Source organism: Mycobacterium sp. SMC-19 (assembly GCF_045310815.1).
Taxonomy (GTDB): Bacteria; Actinomycetota; Actinomycetes; order Mycobacteriales; family Mycobacteriaceae; genus Mycobacterium.
Window position 1 is genome coordinate 116,624 of the sequence record NZ_JBJIAM010000001.1, and the last position, 19,922, is coordinate 136,545.

Consider the following 19,922-nt stretch of genomic DNA (forward strand, 5'->3'; position numbering starts at 1 on the left):
CTGCTTATCGGGAAATTAGGGCTCCCTGCAGTACCGAGATCCCAGGCCGGCCGCGTCCTTGCCGACGCGACATTCCGCGAGGCGTTTACCCGGAAGATCGGTCGCTGAGCCGAGTTTCCCGGCAAAATCGCGAGAACACTTTCCAATCGAGGGGTCTCATGGACACGGTCCTGGTCACCGGCGCGTTCGGGCTGGTCGGTTCGGCAGTGGTGCGTCGGTTGGCCGCCGAGGGCCGCGCCGTTGTCGCGACCGACCTCGACATCCCGGCCAACCGCAAGGCGGTCGCCGCACTGCCGGCGTCGGTGCAGGTGCGCTACGCCGATCTGACCGATCCGGCGGCCGTCGACGCGCTGGTCGGCGCTGTCCGGCCCGCCGCGATCATCCACCTGGCGGCAGTGATCCCGCCGTTCATCTACATGCGCCGCGACCTGGCGCGTCGCGTCAACGTCGAGGCCACCGGGCATCTGTTGGCGGCGGCCGCCGCCGAAACTAAACCGCCGCGATTCGTGCAGGCCTCCAGCATCGCGGTGTACGGGTCACGCAACCCGCACACCGTCTCGGGCGTGCTGACCGCCGACACCCCGACCAATCCCGCCGACGTCTACGGCGACCACAAACTGCAGGCCGAACAACTGGTGCGCGCCTCGCCGCTGGACTGGGTCATCCTGCGGCTGGGCGGGGTGATCACCGTCGACCCGGGCTCCTACATGAAGCTCGACAACCTGTACTTCGAGCAGCTGCTCCCCAGCGACGGCAGGTTGCAGACCGTCGATGTGCGCGACGTCGCCGCGGCGTTCGTCGCCGCCACCACCGCGCCCGTCGTCGGGGAGACCCTGCTGATCGGCGGCGACGACTCGCACCGCCAGATCCAGGGCGACGTCGCACCGGCGATGGCCGCTGCGTTGGGACTGGTCAACGGTCTGCCCGCCGGGCTGCCCGGTAATCCCGACCGCGACGAGGACTGGTTCAACACCGACTGGATGGACTCGCGGCGGGCCCAGGAGGCCCTCGGCTTCCAGCACCACTCCTGGCCGGAGATGCTTGCCGAGACGGCGGCCCGAGCCGGCGCACAGCGCTATCTGCTGCGGGCCGTCTCGCCCCTGGCCCGCGCCGTGCTGCGAACCCGCGCCCCCTACTACCGCAATGGCCAGCGGTTCGCCGGACCCTGGCAGGCCATCGCCGACAAATGGAGTGAGCCACGCCCATGAATCACGAATTCACTCCCACCCAACGTCGGGCGCTGGCGGTCTTCACCGTGATCGCGCTGATGTTCGGCGCCTATTTCCTGCGCACCTACTTTGTGCTGATCGTGGTGGCCGCGGTCGGCGCCTACCTGTTCACCCCGTTGTTCCGGATGCTCAACCGCAGGGTGTCTACCGGGCTGGCGGCCACCGGGTCCCTGTTGGCTGCCCTGGTCGCCGTCATCGTCCCGGTCGGATTGTCGGTCTTTCTGGCCGTCGTGCAGATCTCTCGCACGGTCGGCGAGGTCGCCGAATGGGTGCAGGCGACCGATCCCAACGCGCTGGGCGACAAGGTGCTCAAGTTCATCAACGGCGTGCTGGCCAAGGTGCCGTTTGTGCACGTCGAGCTGACCATGGAATCGCTGCGCGGGGCGATGGTCAACGTGGCGCAGAAGGGCGGCGAGCTGCTGCTGCACGTGTTGCAGGGCGCCGTCGGCGGAGTGGTGGGCGCGGTCACCTCGGCGATCATCTTCTTGTACGTGTTCCTCGCGCTGCTGACCCACCGCGAGGAACTGCACACCCTGATTCGCCGGCTCAACCCACTCGGCGCCGAGGTGACCGATCTGTACCTGGCCAAGATGGGCTCGATGGTGCGCGGCACCGTCGGCGGACAGTTCGTGATCGCGTTCTGCCAGGGCGTCGCCGGAGCCGCGTCCATCTACATCGGCGGATTCCACCAGGCGTTCTTCATCTTCGCGATCGTGCTGACCGCGCTGTCGATCATCCCGCTCGGCGGAGGCATCGTGACCATGCCGTTCGGCATCGGCATGGCGCTGTTCGGCAACGTCATCGGCGGGCTGTTCGTGTTCTTCTTCCACCTGGTCGTGGTGACCAACATCGACAACTTCCTGCGCCCGGTGCTGGTGCCGCGCGACGCCCGGCTCAATTCCGCGCTGATGCTGCTGGCCGTCTTCGCCGGCATCGCCATGTTCGGCTTCTGGGGCATCGTTATCGGCCCGGTCCTGATGATCATCATCGTCACCACCATCGACGTGTACCTGGCGGCGTTCTCCAGCGACCAGACCAGCGAAGAGCTGTTGGCAGAGGGTTAGCTACCGAGTCGCCGGCAGCGGCGCCTGCGACTGCACGGCCGCCGCCACAGTCCGGAACAGCTCGGGGCCGCCCGCACCGGAGATCGCCAACTGGGCCGCGCCGGCCTTTCCGGCCAGCCGGGTGGTCCACACCGGGTCGCCCTCGCCCTGGTACACCACCCAGCGGGTGCCGTCGACGTCCTCGCTGCCGGTCGGGTGCAGTCCGGGGCTGATGGAGGCGACCAGCGGGACCTCGTCGGCGTTGCTCTGCGTCAGGCTCACGTACATCCCGGTCGGGCTGACGTAGCCCACCCGCGAGGTGACCGCGCGTAACCGCTGGCCTTTGGCGTCGCCGCGCCCATCGGTGATGCTGCCGCGGGAGCCGGAGTTGGGCTGCCAGCCCTCGGGCAGCTGCGGCAGTCGGACCGGGAACCCCAGGGTCTGCGCATCGGCCTTCAACGCCGTGGCGGCGTCGTAGGACGGCACCGGCCCGGCGGTGATCCCGCCCGGGCGAAACGCGCACGTCCCGGCCAGACCGGCCAGCGCGACACAGGCCAACACCAGCGGCACGATTGACCAGAACATGTCACGCCAGTCCTGCAGTATGCGTGGTTTGGCAGGCTTGGGTGCCGGCTGGGGCTCGTTGCTCACGGAAGCCAGTATCCCAGCTCAACAGTGCGGATCCGGCTCTGGGAGAATCAACAGCCGTGACTGGCATGACGGGACCAACTCGACGCGAAGCCCCAGACCGCAACCTGGCCTTGGAGCTGGTGCGGGTGACCGAGGCCGGTGCCATGGCATCCGGCCGCTGGGTGGGCCGCGGCGACAAGGAGGGCGGCGACGGCGCGGCCGTCGACGCGATGCGCGAACTGGTGAACTCGGTGTCGATGCGCGGCGTGGTGGTGATCGGCGAGGGCGAGAAGGACCACGCGCCGATGCTCTACAACGGCGAAGAGGTGGGCAACGGCGACGGCCCCGACTGCGACTTCGCTGTCGACCCGGTCGATGGCACCACCCTGATGAGCAAGGGCATGCCCAACGCCATCTCGGTGCTGGCGGTGGCCGAGCGCGGCGCGATGTTCGACCCGTCGGCGGTGTTCTACATGAACAAGATCGCCGTCGGCCCGGAGGCCGCTGACGTGCTGGACATCACCAAGCCGATCGCGGACAACATCGCCGCGGTCGCCAAGGTCAAGGGCCTGTCCGCCCGGGACATGACGGTCTGCATCCTGGACCGCCCGCGGCACGCGCAGCTGATCGCCGACGCACGGGCCACCGGGGCGCGCATCAGGCTGATCACCGACGGCGACGTGGCCGGCGCGATTTCGGCGTGCCGGCCCGACTCGGGCACCGACATGCTGGCCGGGATCGGCGGAACCCCCGAGGGGATCATCGCCGCGGCCGCGATCCGCTGTATGGGCGGGGCGATCCAAGCCCAGCTGGCGCCCACCGATGACGCCGAGCGGCAGAAGGCCCTCGACGCCGGCTACGACCTGGACGCGGTGCTGACCACCGAAGACCTGGTCTCCGGGGAGAACGTGTTCTTCTGTGCCACCGGCGTCACCGACGGCGACCTGCTCAAGGGGGTTCGCTACTACCCCGGCGGCTGCACCACCCAATCGATCGTGATGCGCTCGAAGTCCGGCACCGTCCGGATGATCGAGGCCTATCACCGGCTGTCGAAGCTCAACGAGTACTCGGCCGTCGACTTCACCGGCGACTCCCACGCCGCCTATCCCCTGCCCTGACCGTCAAGCGAGGACCGGAAAAGCTATGAGCGAGATCGAATACCGCATCGAACACGACACCATGGGCGAGGTCCGGGTGCCGGTGACCGCGCTGTGGCGCGCCCAGACCCAGCGTGCGGTGGAGAACTTCCCGATCTCCGGGCGGGGCCTGGAGCGCACCCAGATCCGGGCGCTCGGTCTGCTCAAGAGCGCGTGTGCGCAGGTGAACGCCGACCTGGGTCTGCTGGCACCGGAGAAGGCCGCCGCCATCAAGGCCGCCGCCGCCGAGATCGCCGAGGGCAAGCACGACGACCAGTTCCCCATCGACGTCTTCCAGACCGGCTCGGGCACCAGCTCGAACATGAACACCAACGAGGTGATCGCCTCGATCGCTTCGGCCAACGGCGTCACGGTGCACCCCAACGACGACGTGAACATGTCGCAGTCGTCCAACGACACCTTCCCGACCGCCACCCACATCGCGGCCACCGAAGCCGCAGTGCGCCACCTGATCCCGTCGCTGCAGGTGCTGCACGACGCGCTGGCCGCCAAGGCCGCGCAGTGGCGCACCGTGGTGAAGTCGGGCCGCACCCACCTGATGGACGCCGTCCCGGTCACCCTGGGCCAGGAGTTCTCCGGCTACGCCCGCCAGATCGCCGCCGGTATCGAGCGGGTGCAGGCCACCCTGCCCCGCCTCGGTGAGCTGGCGATCGGCGGCACCGCCGTCGGCACCGGCCTGAACGCCCCGGACGGCTTCGGCGCCAAGGTGGTCGAGGTGCTGGTCGCCGAGACCGGCATCACCGAGCTGCGCACCGCGGCCAACTCGTTCGAGGCCCAGGCGGCGCGCGACGGCCTGGTCGAGGCCTCGGGTGCGCTGCGCACCATCGCGGTGTCGCTGACCAAGATCGCCAACGACATCCGCTGGATGGGTTCAGGTCCGCTGACCGGCCTGGCCGAGATCCAGCTGCCCGACCTGCAGCCGGGCAGCTCGATCATGCCGGGCAAGGTGAATCCCGTTCTGCCCGAGGCGGTCACCCAGGTGGCCGCGCAGGTGATCGGCAACGACGCGGCGATCGCCTGGGGCGGCGGCAACGGCGCCTTCGAGCTCAACGTCTACATCCCGATGATGGCCCGCAACATGCTGGAGTCCTTCACGCTGCTGTCCAACGTCTCGCGCCTGTTCGCCGAGCGCTGCATCGTCGGGCTGGTCGCCAATGAGGAGCACCTGCGGGAACTGGCCGAGTCCAGCCCGTCGATCGTGACGCCGCTGAACTCCGCGATCGGCTACGAGGAGGCCGCCGCGGTGGCCAAGCAGGCCCTCAAGGAGCGCAAGACCATTCGCCAGACCGTGATCGACCGCGGCCTGATCGGCGAGAACCTGTCGGAGGCCGAGCTGGACAAGCGCCTCGACGTGTTGGCGATGGCCAAGGTAAAGGACTGATCCGCCAGGCCGCGGATGAACCCTGACCCCGCCGCGGCGCAGCTGGGCCGGGCGACGCTGGCAAAAGTCTCCCGTCGGCTGATCCCCTTCCTGGCGCTGCTGTTCGTCGTCAACTACCTGGACCGGGTCAATATCGGCTTCGCCGGGCCCAACGGGATGAACGCCGAGCTGGGCCTCACCGCGACCACGTTCGGATTCGCGTCCGGGATCTTCTTCTTCGGCTACCTGTTGCTGGAGATACCCAGCAACATCGCGCTGCACAGGTTCGGCGGCCGACGCTGGCTGGCCCGGATCATGCTGACCTGGGGAATCGTCAGCACCGCAATCGCTTTCGTGCCCAACGCAGCGACGCTCGTCGCGCTGCGGTTCCTGCTGGGGGTGGCCGAAGCCGGCTTCTTCCCGGGCATCATCCTCTACCTCACGTTCTGGTTCCCGGAGAAGCATCGATCCCGGGCGGTCTCGCTGTTCATGGTGTCGGTGCCGGTTTCCACGGCCATCGGCGCCACCTTGTCCGCGCTCGTCATCGACTGGGGCCATGGCGTTTTCGGTCTGGCCGGGTGGCGGTTCATGTTCCTCGTCGAGGGGTTGCCGGCCATTGCGTTGGCGTTCGCCTGCTGGTTCTACCTGACCGATCGCCCGGCCGCGGCCGGCTGGCTCGACGCCGACGAACGCCAATGGCTGGAAACCACGTTGGCCGACGAGCGTGCGGTGGCCGAGGCCGGTCAACACTGGCCGCTACGCAAGGCGCTCAGCCACCCGAGGATCCTGGCCCTGGCGTTCGTCTACTTCGGGATCGTCTACGGGCTGTACGCCGTTGGGTTCTTCCTACCGACCATCGTCTCGGGATTTCAGCAGCAGTACGGCAGCCACCTCAGCATCATCGGACGCGGCCTGGTGACCGCTATCCCCTACGCGATCGCGGCGATCGTGATGGTGCCCTGGGCTCGCCACGCCGACCGGACGGGCGAACGCGTCTGGCATGTGGCGATCCCCGCGATCGCCGGCGGGATCAGCATTCCGGCAGCGCTGTATATGGCCAACCCGTATCTGGCGATGGTCGCGATCACTGTGACCACGTGCTCGATCATGTGCGCCATGCCGGTTTTCTGGGCGCTGCCCTCGACCTTCCTCACCGGGACCGCGGCGGCCGGTGGCATCGCGTTGATCAACTCGCTGGGCAACATCAGCGGCTTCGGTGGTCCCTACGTGACGGGTTGGCTGACCGATCTGACCGGCGACGGCAGGGCCGCGCTCTGGGTGGTCGGGGCCTTCTCGCTGGCCTCGGCCGCCGTCGTTCTCCGGCTCGGTTCCGCCCCAGCGGCTACCAGACCAGCGGCGCCAGATACTTATTCGCGTAAGCGCTGACCGCCTGCTCGTCAGCCGGGTCGAGCACCGACGTCGACACTTGGGCGATCGAAGCGGCCAGGCGCACATGCAGTTCGGCGGCAGCCACCAAATCGCCGTCGGGCATGGTGGCTCCGGCGGCGCGTAGCGCCTTGGCCATCGCGCTCGACGCGCTGTCCAGGAATGCCTCGGCCTCCTGGTACATCCCGGCCATCGTCGGCACACCGGCGTCCAGCCGCAGCAGCTTCCGCACCACCGGATCGGTGGTGAGCAGCCGCAACCCGGCACGAAACGCCGCAACCGCGGCGTTCTTCGGCCCGGAGTCCACCGCGACGGTGCGCAGCTGAACCATCGCATTGTCGAAGGCCCGGCGACCGAGCTCGGTGATCAGTGCGTCGCGCGTCGGGAAGCGCCGGTACAAGGTGCTGCGACTGACTCCTGCCTGGCGGGCGATGACATCAAGGCTGGCGCGGCCCACCCCGACCAGCCCGACTTCTTCGGCGGCCGCTTTGAGGATGGCCGCCTCTTGCTCGGCTGGGCTCGCGGTACTGCGTCGCGATGTCATCGGCACCAGTGTGTCATCCCATCGGGCAGCCGCCGGGCGGCGCAAAGGAATCCAGCGCGACCGAGCGGTGCATCTTCACCAGCTTCTCGTACTGCAGCCGGTTGTAGGCCAGCGGCACCAGCACGACGCGATCGGGCAACACCCGCCACGCCATCTGCAGCAGCTGGGTGTAGAAGTTGAATTCGACGTCGTGGTGCGGCTGCCACCGGAAACCCGTCAGCTCCCGAACCCCGGGGTGCATGATCCCGAACGAACAGATCTTGACCACGCGGCCGGCCCCCGCGCTGAGGACCGACCACAGCGGAGCAGCCGCGGCCCGTACCGGGGCCGGCAGGGCCGACGGCAGCGGCAGCTTGCCCAGCCCGGCGGTGACCCGATCCAAGAACGGGTTGGCCGCCAGGTCGGTCTGCACCATCTGGTCGTAGTACTCGGCGGCCTCGACATAGGTCGCGGGGAACTTGCCGGCCTTGCCGGGCAGCTCGAGAGCGCTGAACGCCTCGACCAGTTGCTGGTAGGCCGCCTCCCGCTCGGCGTCGTTCCATTTGATGCCGGTGACGGGGGTGAACGAATTGAGGGTCACGAACATGCCGCTGACGGCAATCCAGTTCCACAGCCGCGGGTTCAGCGCGCTGTAGCGGACGTCGGCGAAGTCGCCCTTGCCGTGGCCGTGCACGTCGCGGTGCATCCGCTTGAGTCGCTCGCCTTCGGCCGCGCGGTCCTCGGCATCACCCCAGATGGCAAGCAGGGCAGAGAATCCGCTGCGGATGGCGCGGTCGGTGAAGTTGCGTTCGAAGCGCCCGGTCTTGTCCACCGCGGCGGCCACCGGCACCAACGCCACCTCGTCGAACGCCGCGGCGCCGAACAGGCCCGACAGCACGCTGCCGGAGTGCCTGCGGAATTGGGCCATCACCTCGGGCCGAACCCGAGAGGCAGGGTCGATGCTGGTGACACGACTGATCACTGCCGTCATCTGAGGCCTCCTCGACTCACTTGACACAAAGAATAGTTTTTTGTGTCAAGGTGTCAAGGGTCGAGACCAAGCCGCGAGATCGCAACTATGCAGGAAAAGTTCGAGTAGCCACCTGCGTGAGCGCAATCTCGCGAACAAGCACCCCCGCGCTCACGCGCCGTTGTTGGGTCCCCCGGAATTCGCCCCGGCAATGTCGGTGATCGGGAAGTTCGGCATCGGCGGCGGCGACGGCGTCGCCGGCAGCCCCGGGATGTCCGCGGGTGGGATGTCCTGCAGCTCATTGACCGGCGGGCCGTTGTCCCGGCTGCCGTACACGCTGCCCGGCGTGCGCGGACCGAGCAGCTGGCTGACCGTAACCACGTGGTAGCCATTGGCTTTGAGCACCGGCAGGAACTGGTAGACCAGATCCACCGTGGATGAGTAGGTGTCGTGGAACAGCACCACCGAGCCGGGCTTGATCTGGGTCATCAGCATGTAGCGGGTGGCATTGGTGTCGGCGTCGTTGATCCAGTCGAACGGGATGACATCCCACAAGATCGCAGCCTGTCCGGCCTCGGCGGCCCGCGCATTGACCGCCGCGTCGGTGAGCCCGCCGGGCGGGCGCCACAGCGTCGGGGTGACGCCGGTCGCGGAGCGGATCGCGTCGGTGGCCTTGGCGAACTGCGCGGGCACGTCCGCTGCCGGGATCGTGGTCATGTTCGGGTGTTCCCAGGTATGACTGCCGATCTCCATGCCGGCGTCGGCGATCCGCTTGGCGCCCGCCGGGTCGGCCGCCACCTTGTTGCCGATCAGGAAGAACGTGGAGCGCGCGCCGGCGTCGTTCAATATCCCCAACAGCCGGTCGGTGTAGGGCGACGGACCGTCGTCGAAGGTCAGCGCCACACACTTGTCCACGGCGCAGTCCACCGGTTCGGCCGACGCCTCGTGGACATGGCTGGTGCAGGCGCCGAGCACCGCAACGGCCATCGCAACCACACCGACATGCCAGGGTTTTGCCACCCCGGCAGCCTACCGGGGGCTCAGCTCAGGTCGGGTCCGCTGATCTCCTCGAGCATCTCGGTGACCAGGGCGGCGATCGGCGAGCGTTCGCTGCGCAGCAGGGTGATGTGGGCGAACAGCGGGTGACCCTTGAGCTTCTCGATCACCGCGGCGATGCCGTCGTGCCGACCGACCCGTAGGTTGTCCCGCTGCGCGACGTCGTGGGTGAGCACCACCCGCGAGCCGGTGCCCAGCCGCGACAGCACGGTCAGCAGCACGTTGCGCTCCAGCGATTGCGCTTCGTCGACGATCACGAACGAGTCGTGCAACGAGCGCCCGCGGATATGCGTCAGCGGCAACACCTCCAGCATGCCGCGTGACAGCACCTCCTCGAGCACTGCCGGGCTGGCCAGACCCTCGAGGGTGTCGAACACCGCCTGAGCCCAGGGCCCCATCTTCTCGTTCTCGCTGCCCGGCAGGTAACCGAGTTCCTGACCGCCGACGGCGTACAGCGGGCGGAACACCACCACCTTGCGCTGGGTGCGCCGCTCCAAGACCGCTTCCAGGCCGGCACACAGCGCCAGCGCGGACTTACCGGTGCCGGCCTTGCCGCCCAGCGAGACGATGCCCACCGATTCGTCGAGCAGCAGATCCAGCGCCACCCGCTGCTCAGCGGACCGCCCGCGCAGACCGAACGCCTCCCGGTCGCCGCGGACCAACTGGACCTGCTTGGCCGCGTTGACCCGCCCCAAGGCATGCGAACTGCCCGCCAGCAGACGGATTCCGGTGTGGCACGGCAGATCCCGTGCAGAGGCCAGATCGATTTCGCCCTCGTCGAACAGCGCGTCGACGTCCTCGACGGACGCCTCGACCTCGTCCATCCCGGTCCAGCCGGAGACGATGACGTCCTGGGCGTGGTATTCGTCGGCAGCCAGACCCAGCGCGGCGGCCTTGACCCGCAGCGGAATGTCCTTGCTGACCAACGTGACGTGGCGTCCTTCGGCCGCCAAGTTGGCCGCACAGGTCAGGATCCGGGAGTCGTTGCTGTCGGTGCGGAACCCGGTCGGCAACACCGCGGGGTCGCTGTGATTGAGCTCGACGTGCAGCGTACCGCCCTGTGTCCCAACGGGAATGGGCTGGTCGAGCCGTCCGTGCTCTAGTCGCATGTCGTCGAAGATGCGTAGCGCCTGGCGGGCGAACCAGCCGAGCTCATGATGGTGGCGTTTGGCCTCCAACTCACTGATGACCACCAGCGGGACGACAACCTCGTGTTCGGCGAACCGGGTGCAAGCCCACGGGTCCGACAGCAGTACGGAGGTGTCGAGCACGTACGTCCGGATTTCAGGCACTAAGCGCTCCAGCGGTGAGGGCACGCGCGACCCCGCGCGAACATTTCGACGGGGGGCACGGCACAGGACCGGGGCCGGTCCTGTCGTAATCACGACCGGTGGTGCCGATGAGACAGCGAAGCGTGTGGCTAGCCATCGATTGCGACGGTACCCCCGTCGGCGCGTGCGCGCTGCGCAGGCGCGCCGGAGTTTTCAGCCGATGACGAACGGCTTCAGATCGGGGTTGGCAGCCAAGCCCCAAGCGCTGATTCGGTCGGAGATCACCCGGCGCAACTGGTCGGGCCCGAAGATGCCGGCCTCGGCGAGTGCGGCCTGCCGATCGGCGTAGGCGTCGATGTCGGCGCCGACGACCTTGAGCTCGGCGGCCCGGGCGGCGATCGCGGCCACCGTCTCGTCGTGCACGAAGTCCAGGCAGTGCGCGACAAGGTTCGCGAAGAACTCCTCGTGCCGCTCCTCGTCGCCGGCGATCCGGCCGATCAGCCCCTTGAGTACGGGCTCATCGATCTGGTCGGCCAGGTTGCGGCAGAACTCGGCGCAGGCGCGTTCGTAGAAGGCCATGAACACCAGCGTGTCGACCTGGCTGTAGCGGTCGGCGCGGTAGCCCTTCTGCACGTGCTCCATCCGGACACGCTCGTTCTCGTCGGGGTCGATCTCCCGGGTCACGATGAGGTACTCGCGCAGCGCGATGGCGTGCAGGTGCTCTTCGGCGGTCCACCGGCCGATCCAGCGGCCCCACTTGTCCTCGAGGATGAAGTGCTCGACCAGCTCACGGTGGTAGCCGGCCAGGCTGTCCTTCTCCACGAGCAGGATCTCGCAGGCGTCGGTGATCAGCTTGGGCAGCGTGACCTGCGACGGGTCCCAGTCCTGGCCGCCGAGAAACGCGAAGTTCTGGCCCTGCTCGAACGGCACGAAGTCGTGCGCGTACCACGGGTCCACCGTGTCGATGTGTCGGACCAAGTTCGCGTCGACCACCGGCTCCAGCTCGCGGATCAGTGCATTAGCAACGGGACGTTCAGCCATGAAAGTAACTGTAACCCGAATTCACACTATCCTGTCAACTCGGGGTACGGCGTGTTCGCCAGTCAGGCGAGCTTCCAGTCCTCCAGGCCGTCGTACAGCGGGAAGTCCTGCGCCAGCTTGGCAACCCGGGCCCGCAGCGCCGGCACGTCAGCGGCCGAACCGTCCGCCAGCGCGGTGGCGATGACATCGGCGACCTCGGTGAACTCGGCGTCGCCGAAACCACGAGCGACCAGCGCCGGGGTGCCCACCCGAAGCCCGGAGGTCACCATCGGCGGCCGCGGGTCGTTCGGGACCGCGTTGCGGTTGACGGTGATGCCGACCTCGTGCAGCAGGTCCTCGGCCATCTGGCCGTCCAGCGGCGAGTCCCGCAGGTCGACGAGCACCAGGTGCACGTCGGTACCGCCACTGACCACCGAGACGCCGGCCTTGGCCACGTCGGCGGCCAGCAGCCGCTCGGCGATGATCTTCGCGCCGGAGAGCACCCGCTGCTGGCGCTCGGCGAATTCGGGGGTGCCGGCGATCTTCAGCGCGACGGCCTTGGCGGCGATCACGTGCATCAGCGGGCCGCCCTGCTGGCCCGGGAAGACCGCCGAGTTGATCTGCTTGGCGAATTCCTTCTGGCCGACGATCAGACCGGACCGCGGGCCGCCGAGCGTCTTGTGCACCGTGGTGGACACCACCTGGGCGTGCGGCACCGGCGACGGGTGCAGACCCGCGGCCACCAGCCCGGCGAAGTGCGCCATATCCACCCACAGCGTCGCGCCGACCTCGTCGGCGATCGACCGGAACGCCGCGAAGTCGAGGACACGCGGGTAGGCCGACCAGCCGGCGATGATCACCTTCGGCTTGAACTCCAGCGCCTGGGTGCGCACCACGTCCATGTCGACGCGGTGAGTGACCGGGTCGACGCCGTAGAAGGCGTTCTCGTAGAGCTTGCCGGAGAAGTTCAACCGCATCCCGTGGGTCAGGTGTCCCCCATTGGCCAGGTCCAGGCCAAGCAGGCGGTCGCCGGGCTCCATCAACGCCTGCAGCACCGCGGCGTTGGCCTGCGCACCCGAGTGCGGCTGGACGTTGGCGAAGTCAGCGCCGAACAGTGCCTTGGCACGGTCGCGGGCGATGTTCTCCACCACGTCGACGTGCTCGCACCCGCCGTAGTAGCGCCGGCCCGGCAGGCCCTCGGCGTACTTGTTGGTCAACACACTGCCCTGTGCCTGCAGCACCGCCCGCGGGACAAAGTTCTCCGAGGCGATCATCTCCAGCGTGTCGCGCTGACGGCCCAGTTCCTTGCCGAGCAGCTCGGCGATGTCGGGGTCGAGTTCGGCCAGCGGGGTCGACATGGTGGACGCGGGGCGGGTGTTCGGTGCGGCAGTCACGCCCTCCAGTTTGGCACGCGGACCTTCACCCGATTGCCGCAGGCCAGCGATCGCTCCCCTGCGCCAACTGTGCGGATTTATCCGCAAATCACGAGGTCCAGTGTGTAAATCCACACACTCACCCGGCCGGCCCGGCGCCCCGGGGCCTCAGTCGGCCCGCAGCGTCGACGGGGTCAACGGTTCGTCGAGCAACCGACCGAACCGCTCGGTGAGACTCACCCCGGGCGGCGCGGCGTCCAGCCAGCCGCGCAGCAGCCGGTAGCCCTCCACGTAGGTCGAGGTGTAGGCCCGCCACAACGGCGAGGACAAGAACCGCAGGCTCTGGCGGGCCCGGTCATCGGTGACCAACAGCCAGCGCCGCAGGTAGTCGGCCACCTCGTCGGCGTCGCGATGCTCGTCGTGCAGCATCAGCGCCGCGTCCTGCCGCACGTCGGCCAGCGCCGCGGCGGCCTCGGACACCGCTTCGGCCCGGGCCCCGTCGAACTGCAGGCCCAGGTCGGCGTAGATCTCGGCGGCCCAGCCACCCCAACCCGGCCCGACCGCCGCATACAACGCCAGATCGGCCAGGCCCTCGGCCATCAGACATTGCGGGGTGTTGACCAAGAAGATGGTCTGCTCGGCCTGGCCGAGCTTTTCGACCAGCCCGGCCTCCTTGCGGCAGTGCTCGGTGTGATGACCCGGGTAGGACTCGTGGGCCACCAACCGCGGCAGATTCGACATCAGCTGCTTGAGATCGGCGTTGACCGCCACCGTGGAGCGGTAGTCGCCGCGGTAGTAGTTGAACCCCGACCACGGCTTGTCGGTGACCACTTCGTAGGTGATGGTTTCGGTCTCCGGCAACGGGAAATGCACCCGCACCCGGTCGCGCAGCGCCGAGGAGAACGCGTGGATAGCGGCTTCGAGCCGCTCCGGCGGAATCTCCTCGGCCTTCCGGTGCGCGGCCATCCGCTCGGCCAGCGGGCCGGTGCCACCCAGCGCTTCGTCCAGCCGGGCGTGGGCTTGGCGATAGCGGTCGGTGTCGCCCTTGACGATGTCGACATCGAAGTAGTCGCGGACCTCCTCGACGAAGCCGACCTGCTCCCCGGCGAACTTGCGCCCGGCGCACGCCAGCGCCCGCAGGTGCACCCGCAGGTACTCAGCGCGCGCCGGATCGAGGCCGCCCGGCAGCGCAGCGACCAGCTTCTCGGCCTGACGGGCCAGGTCGGACGGGTTGGGCATCGGCTCGTTGGCGACCAGTCGCTGCAGCTCGGGGTCGCCGGTGAAGGCGTCGACGTAACCCTGCTCGATGCGGTCAAAGCGCAGACCGAGCAACAGGTATTCACGGATCAAGGCGGCGGGCTCCATACCCGATCAGGTTAACCGTCGCGGCTACTGCAAGACTGTATGGTCATGCGGCGGCTGAGCGAGCCGACTCCCTACGTGGAGTTCGACCGACGTCAATGGCGGACACTCCGTATGTCGACGCCGATGCCACTCACCGAAGCAGAAGTCGTCGCACTGCGCGGCCTCGGCGAGCAGGTCGACCTGTTGGAGGTCGAAGAGGTCTATCTGCCGCTCGCGCGTCTGTTGCACCTGCAGGTCGCCGCCCGCCAACAGCTCTTCGCCGCCACCGCGGAGTTCCTCGGTGCCGAGAACGACCAGAATCCCGATCGGCCGGTGCCGTTCGTCATCGGGGTGGCCGGCAGCGTGGCGGTCGGCAAGTCGACGACGGCCCGTGTGCTGCAGGCGTTGCTGGCCCGCTGGGATCACCACCCGCGGGTGGATCTGGTCACCACCGACGGGTTTCTCTACCCCAATCATGAGTTGCAGCGCCGGAACCTGATGCACCGCAAAGGGTTCCCGGAAAGCTACAACCGCCGCGCGCTGATGCGGTTCGTCACCTCGGTGAAGTCCGGTGCGGACTACGTGTGCGCGCCGGTCTACTCACACATGAGTTACGACATCGTTCCCAGCGCCAAGCAGGTGGTCCGCCACCCCGACATCTTGATCCTCGAGGGCCTCAACGTTCTGCAGACCGGCCCGACGCTGATGATCTCCGACCTGTTCGACTTCTCGCTGTACGTCGACGCCCGGGTGGAAGACATCGAGCACTGGTACGTCTCGCGGTTCCTGGCGATGCGCTCCACCTCGTTCGCCAACCCCGACTCGCACTTCCACCACTACGCAGCGCTCAATGATCAGCAGGCGGTGGCCGCAGCGCGCGACATCTGGCGCTCGATCAACCGGCCCAACCTGATCGAGAACATCCTGCCCACCCGGCCGCGAGCGACGCTGGTGCTGCGCAAGGACGCCGATCACTCCATCAACAGGCTGCGACTGCGCAAGCTTTAGCCCGTGGCTCCAGCGGCGACCGCTAGGGCTGCGTCGCGGTGCCCGGCTGCGGCTGTCCCGGCGGAGGCGCCGGCTCCGGCGGCGGCGGGGGCAGCTCCCCTGCGGGTGCAGGTGCAGGCTCGGGCGGCGGCGGGAAACCGGGTGGCGGCGGGAAGTCCGGCGGCGGGGGGAAACCCGGGGGCGGCGGGAAGCCTGGGGGCGGCGGGAAACCGGGCGGCGGTGCCGGGTCGGCCGGCGGTGGAACCTCAGGCCCCGGTGACGGCGGTTCGCCCGCGCCCGGCGGCGGCACCGCCGGCGTCGGCGTGGGGGTGGCGGCGGCAGCCAAGGTGTCCGGGCACATTTCGCGTTGCGCCCCGTCGATCATGACCTTGGTGACGCCGTCGGCGACCTTCGTGCCGAACCGGTCCTTGGCCGGGCGGCCCTTCCGCAGGTTCTCGCAGATGATCTTGCCGAACTGCACCGCCCCGGAAGGAGTGGTCAGCCCGGGACTGTTCTGGTATTTGAAGCCGTGCGACTCAAGGTAACTGAGGTAAGTCTTCTCGTCGGCCTGCGCCGGCGCGGCGGCGTAGATCAGGGTTCCGGGGATCAGCGTCATCGCCGCCAGCCGCCACTTCATGGGAGAGAACTGTAGACGGTGACGGCCGCGGCGACACGTTGAGTGGGCTGCATCTCAGCCCAGGCGGCGCAGCCCCCGGTACTGCATCAGTGCGAAGAACGCGGTGTAGACCGCGCTCGCCAGCATGGCCACCACCCCGATTCCGGTCAGCGGCAGTACACCTGCCTCGACCACCGCGACGGCGGCCACGGTGCACGCCACATTGGCGGCAATCACACCGATACCCGCGCGGCGCAGGTCCGGCAGCGCGGACAGGAAGTAGACCACGACGCCGTAGAGGATGCAGAAGGCGGCCAGGGCGTATTCGTGGGCCGCGGTGAGGCCTTCCAGTGCCGCCATCGGGCGGGCGGCGAGCGCGCCGGCCAGGCCGACGGTTCCGACGATGACGGCGTCGGCGCGCAGCGCGAAGCGCAAGAGTGAGTCGGTCGAGTCGGACAGGACCGGGGTGGTGATGGCGGTCATGAGGAAACTCCCTTCGAGGGTGGTGCGGACACCCTCGACCTTGCGGCGCAACCACTGCCACATCGACCCGTGGCACTGCCAAGCACTGCCACGCGCAGGTCAGAGCGCCGACGACACCGTCATCCGGCCCCGTAGGTCGGCGGCGATCACCCGGGCCCCGGCGTTCTGCCAGTTGTGCAGTGAACGCTGCGGCACCTCGGTGACCAGCCACTGCCAGGCCTGCCGGGCGGTGGGGTCCAGCCCGGCCGCGGTGGCGTTCTGTGCGTAGGCGCGCACTCCGACGACGTAGGGGAAATACAGGGCGTTGTAGTGACGCCACTGCTCGGTGGTGCCGAACTCGCCGCCGTCGCGCGGCTTGAGCGCGGCGATCCGATCGGCCAGCACGGCCTTGAGCTCGTTGGCGCGTTCCAGCGGGGCATCGGGCGCACCGCGGGCGGCCAACCGCTCGTCGATGACCGGCAACGCGGTCAGGGGGCTGGCGACGAGCTTCGACAGATCCCCGTAGTGCCCCAGCGCCCGGCGGGTCAGCCGGACGAAGGTCTCCTCGTCGAGGTCGTCGAGCGGGCCGGTCGAGCGCAGCGCCAGCGCCGCCTCGGTGCCGCGCAACACGGCGCGGTCGGCGCGCAACGCCGGGGACCGCCAGAACGCCAGCCGGTCCCAGAGTCCGGCCAGCCGGTCGACGAACACCTGGACCTCGATCCCGACCGCGATCGTGGTGAACAACAGCACCGTCAGCGCGGTCTGCGCCACGGGTTCGGCTCGGGTCAACCACAGCCCGATCAACACCTGCCCACCCAGCAACGCCGCCATCGCGACGCAGGCAAGAAACGACCGCAACATGTCCAAGCGCAGCGCCTGCCCTTCGTCGAAGGCATCCCACAGCGCCACCGCCAGGCCCAGGAGCAGGACGTCGACGCCGGTGCTGGCCAGCGCTATCCCGCTGGGCACCACGCCCAGCGGGATGATCAGGATCGCGTTGGCCAGGGCGAAGAACAGTGTCGCGACGGCGGCCACACCGAGCACCGAACCGGGCTGCGCGGGCCGGATCAGCGCCTTGACCATCGCCGCCAACGTCGACACCGAGATCACCGCGAACAGCAGCCAGTGTCCGGCCCGCGGCGGGCCTTCCACGCTGCCGGCCCAGGTCGCTCCGACCAGCGCGGCGGCCCCGACCGCGCCGATGAACGTCACGTCGCGCGCCCGGCCGGTCCATCGGTCACACGGCCTGGCCAGCTCCAGCAGCACCGCGAACCAGGCCACCCCGGGCAGCACCGCGAGGTAGATCTCCACCCGCCCGAGCAGCACCGGATGCCACACCTCCCGGACCGCGTCGGCGGCCACCACGGCGGCGAAACCGCACAACCCGACCGCGGCCAGCACCAGCACCGGTTTGCGCGGGTCGCGCGCCAACAGGTACATCCCGAGCCACCAACTCAGGGTGAAGACCAGCGCCGACAACATCACCACGGCTCGCTACCGCCCGAATCTCCGGTGCCGCACGCTGTAGTCGCGCAGCGCTCGCAGGAAGTCGACCCGCCGAAACGCCGGCCAGTGCGCCTCGGTGAACCACATCTCCGAGTAGGCGCTCTGCCACAGCAGGAAGCCCGACAACCGCTGCTCCCCGGACGTGCGGATCACCAGGTCCGGATCGGGCTGACCCGAGGTGTAGAGGTTCTCCGAGATGCCCTCGACGGTCACCGCGTCGACCAGCTCCTCGGCGGTTGCGCCGTTGGCCAGCTGCTTGCCGAGCAGGCCACGCACGGCATCGACGATCTCTTGGCGGCCGCCGTAGCCGACCGCGACGTTGACGTGCAGGCGCGAGCTTGCGCGGTCAGGATCGGCGGTGCTTACTGTGCCTTCCGTGGCCTCACGCAGGCGACGGGCGGGTTCTTCGCCCAGCAGCGCCAGGTCCCCGACGGTGCGCACGCTCCACCGATTCGCGGGCGCACAGATCTCCTCCACCACGTCGGTGATGATCTCGATCAGCGCGGCCAGTTCGGCGGGGTCGCGCTGCAGGTTCTCGGTGGACAGCAGGTAGACGGTGGCCATCTCGATGCCCGCGTCGGCGCACCAGCGCAGCATCTCGGCGATCTTGGCCGCACCCATCCGGTAGCCGTAGCTGACGTCGTCGTAGCCGGCGTCGCGCGCCCACCGCCGGTTACCGTCGCAGAGCACGGCGATGTGGCGGGGCAGCGTCGACCGCGACGCCGCCAAGCCCTGCCGGAGGCGCAGTTCGTAGATCCGGTACAACGGCTCCTTCAAGCGCGCCGGGATGATTGCCACAAAAACCCAGACTACTGTGATCTGAAAGCAATGACGGGAATCAGTCCGGGATCCGCGTGGAGTTCAGGAAGGCCCATGAGCACCCACACCGACACCATCGCCGAGCCGAATCCGAACGAGCTGCCGGCGGACCTCACCGTGCCGCACACCAAACCGCGGGCACGCGGGTGGATTCACCTCGTGTCGGCCATCGTGGCCGTCATCGCCGGGATCACCTTGACCGCGGTGGCCTGGTCGCTGGCCGGGCTCGAGGCCGGCCTGGCCACCTTGGCCTACTCGATCTCCGTGGTGGGCATGTTCGCGGTCAGCGCGACTTATCACCGGATCACCTGGAAGTCTGTCGCCGCCCGGATCCGCATGAAGCGGCTCGACCACGCGATGATCTTCATCTTCATCGCCGGCACTTACACCCCGTTCGCACTGCTGGCCATGGACCACGGCGCCCAGGAACGGCTGGTGATGGCGATCGTGTGGGGCGGTGCGCTGGCCGGCGTGGTGCTCAAGCTGTGCTGGCCGACCGCCCCGAAGTGGGTCGGGGTGCCGCTCTACCTGCTGTTGGGCTGGGTGTCAGCGTTTTTCATCGCGACGATCATGCACAACGCCGGTGTCGCGGCGATGGTGCTGCTGGCCGTCGGTGGCGCGCTCTACAGCATCGGCGCGATCATGTACGCGCTGAAGTGGCCGGACCCGTGGCCCGAGACGTTCGGGTACCACGAGTTCTTTCACGCCTGCACCGCTGTGGCCGCGATCTGCCAGTACATCGCGATCTGGTTCGCGGTGCTCTCGTAGCCGCGCGGCTACAGCTGGGTGATGTTCTCCGCCGACCAGTAGGCCTTCATCCCGGCGATCTTGCCGTCGCCGTCGAATACCATCACGTCGATCGGCTCGATGCGCATCCGGTGGTCACCGTTAGTGATGGTCAGCGCGAAGTGGAACGCCGCCTCGTTGCCGGCGACCCGCAGCGTCACCAGCTCGGCCTTGCGGTCCAGCCCGGTGATGGCCGAGTAGAAGTTGCGGATGGCCTGGTGGCCGATGTGCACCTCGCCGCCGACCGGGTCCTCCAGGGTGGCGTCGGAGGCGTAGAGCTCGACCAGCGCATCGGCGTCGCCGCCGCCGACCAGCTCGATGTAGCGGTGGACGGTCTCGGTGATGGCCTGTGCCCGCTCGGGTGCGCTCGTCATGTGCCGCACG

20 protein-coding genes are annotated in these 19,922 nt (G+C 68.5%); 7 read left to right on the forward strand and 13 right to left on the reverse strand.

Translation table 11 applies throughout. The features are described 5' to 3' along the window. Positions 1–158: 158 nt before the first annotated feature. Positions 159–1,208: an NAD-dependent epimerase/dehydratase family protein gene (locus tag ACJH5R_RS00575; RefSeq protein ID WP_406758718.1), complete on the forward strand. Its 1,050-nt coding sequence runs from the start codon at positions 159–161 to the stop codon at positions 1,206–1,208. Further along, positions 1,205–2,293 carry an AI-2E family transporter gene (locus ACJH5R_RS00580; protein WP_406758717.1) on the forward strand — a complete coding sequence of 363 codons (1,089 nt, stop codon included), beginning with the start codon at positions 1,205–1,207 and terminating at the stop codon, positions 2,291–2,293. The genes ACJH5R_RS00575 and ACJH5R_RS00580 overlap by 4 nt, the downstream gene beginning before the upstream one ends. Here the strand turns inward: ACJH5R_RS00580 and ACJH5R_RS00585 are convergent, their stop codons facing one another. Next, positions 2,294–2,923, reverse strand: a complete 630-nt coding sequence (locus tag ACJH5R_RS00585; protein ID WP_406758716.1) for a DUF4245 domain-containing protein — start codon at positions 2,921–2,923, stop codon at positions 2,294–2,296. 65 nt (positions 2,924–2,988) lie between these two features. Here ACJH5R_RS00585 and glpX point away from each other — a divergent pair, with 65 nt between their 5' ends. Genes glpX through ACJH5R_RS00600 form a run of 3 tightly spaced genes read left to right on the forward strand, consistent with a single transcriptional unit; the run spans position 2,989 to position 6,805 of the window. Next, positions 2,989–4,020, forward strand: coding sequence for a class II fructose-bisphosphatase (gene glpX / locus ACJH5R_RS00590; protein ID WP_406758715.1), 1,032 nt, complete (start codon positions 2,989–2,991; stop codon positions 4,018–4,020). A gap of 25 nt (positions 4,021–4,045) precedes the next feature. Beyond that, positions 4,046–5,440 (forward strand): class II fumarate hydratase, encoded by a 1,395-nt coding sequence (locus ACJH5R_RS00595; RefSeq protein ID WP_406758714.1) that lies wholly within the window; start codon positions 4,046–4,048, stop codon positions 5,438–5,440. A gap of 15 nt (positions 5,441–5,455) precedes the next feature. Further along, complete coding sequence (locus ACJH5R_RS00600) at positions 5,456–6,805, forward strand: MFS transporter (protein ID WP_406758713.1); 1,350 nt, start codon at positions 5,456–5,458, stop codon at positions 6,803–6,805. Here ACJH5R_RS00600 and ACJH5R_RS00605 read toward each other — a convergent pair. From ACJH5R_RS00605 to ACJH5R_RS00635, 7 genes are all read right to left on the reverse strand, one after another. After that, positions 6,762–7,349 (reverse strand): TetR/AcrR family transcriptional regulator, encoded by a 588-nt coding sequence (locus tag ACJH5R_RS00605; RefSeq protein ID WP_406758712.1) that lies wholly within the window; start codon positions 7,347–7,349, stop codon positions 6,762–6,764. The genes ACJH5R_RS00600 and ACJH5R_RS00605 overlap by 44 nt on opposite strands. A 13-nt stretch (positions 7,350–7,362) precedes the next feature. Then, the gene (locus ACJH5R_RS00610; protein WP_406758711.1) at positions 7,363–8,319 is read right to left on the reverse strand and encodes an oxygenase MpaB family protein; all 957 of its coding nucleotides are present in this window, start codon (positions 8,317–8,319) and stop codon (positions 7,363–7,365) included. 150 nt (positions 8,320–8,469) lie between these two features. Continuing rightward, positions 8,470–9,285 (reverse strand): polysaccharide deacetylase family protein, encoded by an 816-nt coding sequence (locus tag ACJH5R_RS00615; RefSeq protein ID WP_406758855.1) that lies wholly within the window; start codon positions 9,283–9,285, stop codon positions 8,470–8,472. Between the two features lie 53 nt (positions 9,286–9,338). Then, positions 9,339–10,646 carry a PhoH family protein gene (locus ACJH5R_RS00620; RefSeq protein WP_406758710.1) on the reverse strand — a complete coding sequence of 436 codons (1,308 nt, stop codon included), beginning with the start codon at positions 10,644–10,646 and terminating at the stop codon, positions 9,339–9,341. A 192-nt stretch (positions 10,647–10,838) separates the two neighbouring features. Beyond that, positions 10,839–11,666, reverse strand: coding sequence for an acyl-ACP desaturase (locus ACJH5R_RS00625; RefSeq protein ID WP_406758709.1), 828 nt, complete (start codon positions 11,664–11,666; stop codon positions 10,839–10,841). 62 nt (positions 11,667–11,728) lie between these two features. Further along, entirely contained in the window at positions 11,729–13,003 is a 1,275-nt protein-coding gene (glyA, locus tag ACJH5R_RS00630) for a serine hydroxymethyltransferase (RefSeq protein ID WP_406758854.1), read from the reverse strand. A 183-nt stretch (positions 13,004–13,186) separates the two neighbouring features. Continuing rightward, positions 13,187–14,383 carry a DUF885 domain-containing protein gene (locus ACJH5R_RS00635; protein WP_406758708.1) on the reverse strand — a complete coding sequence of 399 codons (1,197 nt, stop codon included), beginning with the start codon at positions 14,381–14,383 and terminating at the stop codon, positions 13,187–13,189. Positions 14,384–14,428: 45 nt separating this feature from the next. Here ACJH5R_RS00635 and coaA point away from each other — a divergent pair, with 45 nt between their 5' ends. Further along, positions 14,429–15,370, forward strand: a complete 942-nt coding sequence (coaA, locus tag ACJH5R_RS00640) for a type I pantothenate kinase (protein WP_406758707.1) — start codon at positions 14,429–14,431, stop codon at positions 15,368–15,370. A gap of 22 nt (positions 15,371–15,392) precedes the next feature. On the opposite strand, the gene ACJH5R_RS00645 is transcribed toward coaA, so the two are convergent. The 4 genes from ACJH5R_RS00645 to ACJH5R_RS00660 form a co-directional block, all read right to left on the reverse strand. After that, positions 15,393–15,986 carry a DUF732 domain-containing protein gene (locus ACJH5R_RS00645; RefSeq protein ID WP_406758706.1) on the reverse strand — a complete coding sequence of 198 codons (594 nt, stop codon included), beginning with the start codon at positions 15,984–15,986 and terminating at the stop codon, positions 15,393–15,395. Positions 15,987–16,040: 54 nt separating this feature from the next. After that, complete coding sequence (locus ACJH5R_RS00650; protein ID WP_406758705.1) at positions 16,041–16,448, reverse strand: hypothetical protein; 408 nt, start codon at positions 16,446–16,448, stop codon at positions 16,041–16,043. Positions 16,449–16,547: 99 nt separating this feature from the next. After that, a complete protein-coding gene (locus ACJH5R_RS00655) occupies positions 16,548–17,915 on the reverse strand; it encodes a hypothetical protein (RefSeq protein WP_406758704.1) in 1,368 nt (455 codons plus the stop codon). Positions 17,916–17,921: 6 nt separating this feature from the next. After that, positions 17,922–18,731: a (2Z,6E)-farnesyl diphosphate synthase gene (locus ACJH5R_RS00660; RefSeq protein WP_406758703.1), complete on the reverse strand. Its 810-nt coding sequence runs from the start codon at positions 18,729–18,731 to the stop codon at positions 17,922–17,924. Between the two features lie 75 nt (positions 18,732–18,806). Between ACJH5R_RS00660 and trhA the strand changes: the two genes are divergently transcribed. Further along, complete coding sequence (gene trhA, locus ACJH5R_RS00665) at positions 18,807–19,520, forward strand: PAQR family membrane homeostasis protein TrhA (RefSeq protein WP_406758702.1); 714 nt, start codon at positions 18,807–18,809, stop codon at positions 19,518–19,520. Positions 19,521–19,528: 8 nt separating this feature from the next. On the opposite strand, the gene ACJH5R_RS00670 is transcribed toward trhA, so the two are convergent. Next, complete coding sequence (locus tag ACJH5R_RS00670; RefSeq protein WP_406758701.1) at positions 19,529–19,912, reverse strand: nuclear transport factor 2 family protein; 384 nt, start codon at positions 19,910–19,912, stop codon at positions 19,529–19,531. Positions 19,913–19,922 lie beyond the last annotated feature (10 nt).

Excerpts from the sequence above, each read along its gene's own strand:
- ACJH5R_RS00610 (WP_406758711.1), bottom strand. The coding sequence starts at position 8,319 with ATGACGGCAGTGATCAGTCGTGTCACCAGCATCGACCCTGCCTCTCGG.
- ACJH5R_RS00595 (WP_406758714.1), top strand. The coding sequence starts at position 4,046 with ATGAGCGAGATCGAATACCGCATCGAACACGACACCATGGGCGAGGTC.
- ACJH5R_RS00600 (WP_406758713.1), top strand. The coding sequence starts at position 5,456 with ATGAACCCTGACCCCGCCGCGGCGCAGCTGGGCCGGGCGACGCTGGCA.
- ACJH5R_RS00575 (WP_406758718.1), top strand. The coding sequence starts at position 159 with ATGGACACGGTCCTGGTCACCGGCGCGTTCGGGCTGGTCGGTTCGGCA.
- ACJH5R_RS00625 (WP_406758709.1), bottom strand. The coding sequence starts at position 11,666 with ATGGCTGAACGTCCCGTTGCTAATGCACTGATCCGCGAGCTGGAGCCG.
- glpX (WP_406758715.1), top strand. The coding sequence starts at position 2,989 with ATGACGGGACCAACTCGACGCGAAGCCCCAGACCGCAACCTGGCCTTG.
- ACJH5R_RS00605 (WP_406758712.1), bottom strand. The coding sequence starts at position 7,349 with ATGACATCGCGACGCAGTACCGCGAGCCCAGCCGAGCAAGAGGCGGCC.
- ACJH5R_RS00615 (WP_406758855.1), bottom strand. The coding sequence starts at position 9,285 with ATGGCCGTTGCGGTGCTCGGCGCCTGCACCAGCCATGTCCACGAGGCG.
- ACJH5R_RS00645 (WP_406758706.1), bottom strand. The coding sequence starts at position 15,986 with ATGAAGTGGCGGCTGGCGGCGATGACGCTGATCCCCGGAACCCTGATC.
- trhA (WP_406758702.1), top strand. The coding sequence starts at position 18,807 with ATGAGCACCCACACCGACACCATCGCCGAGCCGAATCCGAACGAGCTG.
- ACJH5R_RS00670 (WP_406758701.1), bottom strand. The coding sequence starts at position 19,912 with ATGACGAGCGCACCCGAGCGGGCACAGGCCATCACCGAGACCGTCCAC.
- ACJH5R_RS00635 (WP_406758708.1), bottom strand. The coding sequence starts at position 14,383 with ATGGAGCCCGCCGCCTTGATCCGTGAATACCTGTTGCTCGGTCTGCGC.
- coaA (WP_406758707.1), top strand. The coding sequence starts at position 14,429 with ATGCGGCGGCTGAGCGAGCCGACTCCCTACGTGGAGTTCGACCGACGT.
- glyA (WP_406758854.1), bottom strand. The coding sequence starts at position 13,003 with ATGTCGACCCCGCTGGCCGAACTCGACCCCGACATCGCCGAGCTGCTC.
- ACJH5R_RS00580 (WP_406758717.1), top strand. The coding sequence starts at position 1,205 with ATGAATCACGAATTCACTCCCACCCAACGTCGGGCGCTGGCGGTCTTC.
- ACJH5R_RS00650 (WP_406758705.1), bottom strand. The coding sequence starts at position 16,448 with ATGACCGCCATCACCACCCCGGTCCTGTCCGACTCGACCGACTCACTC.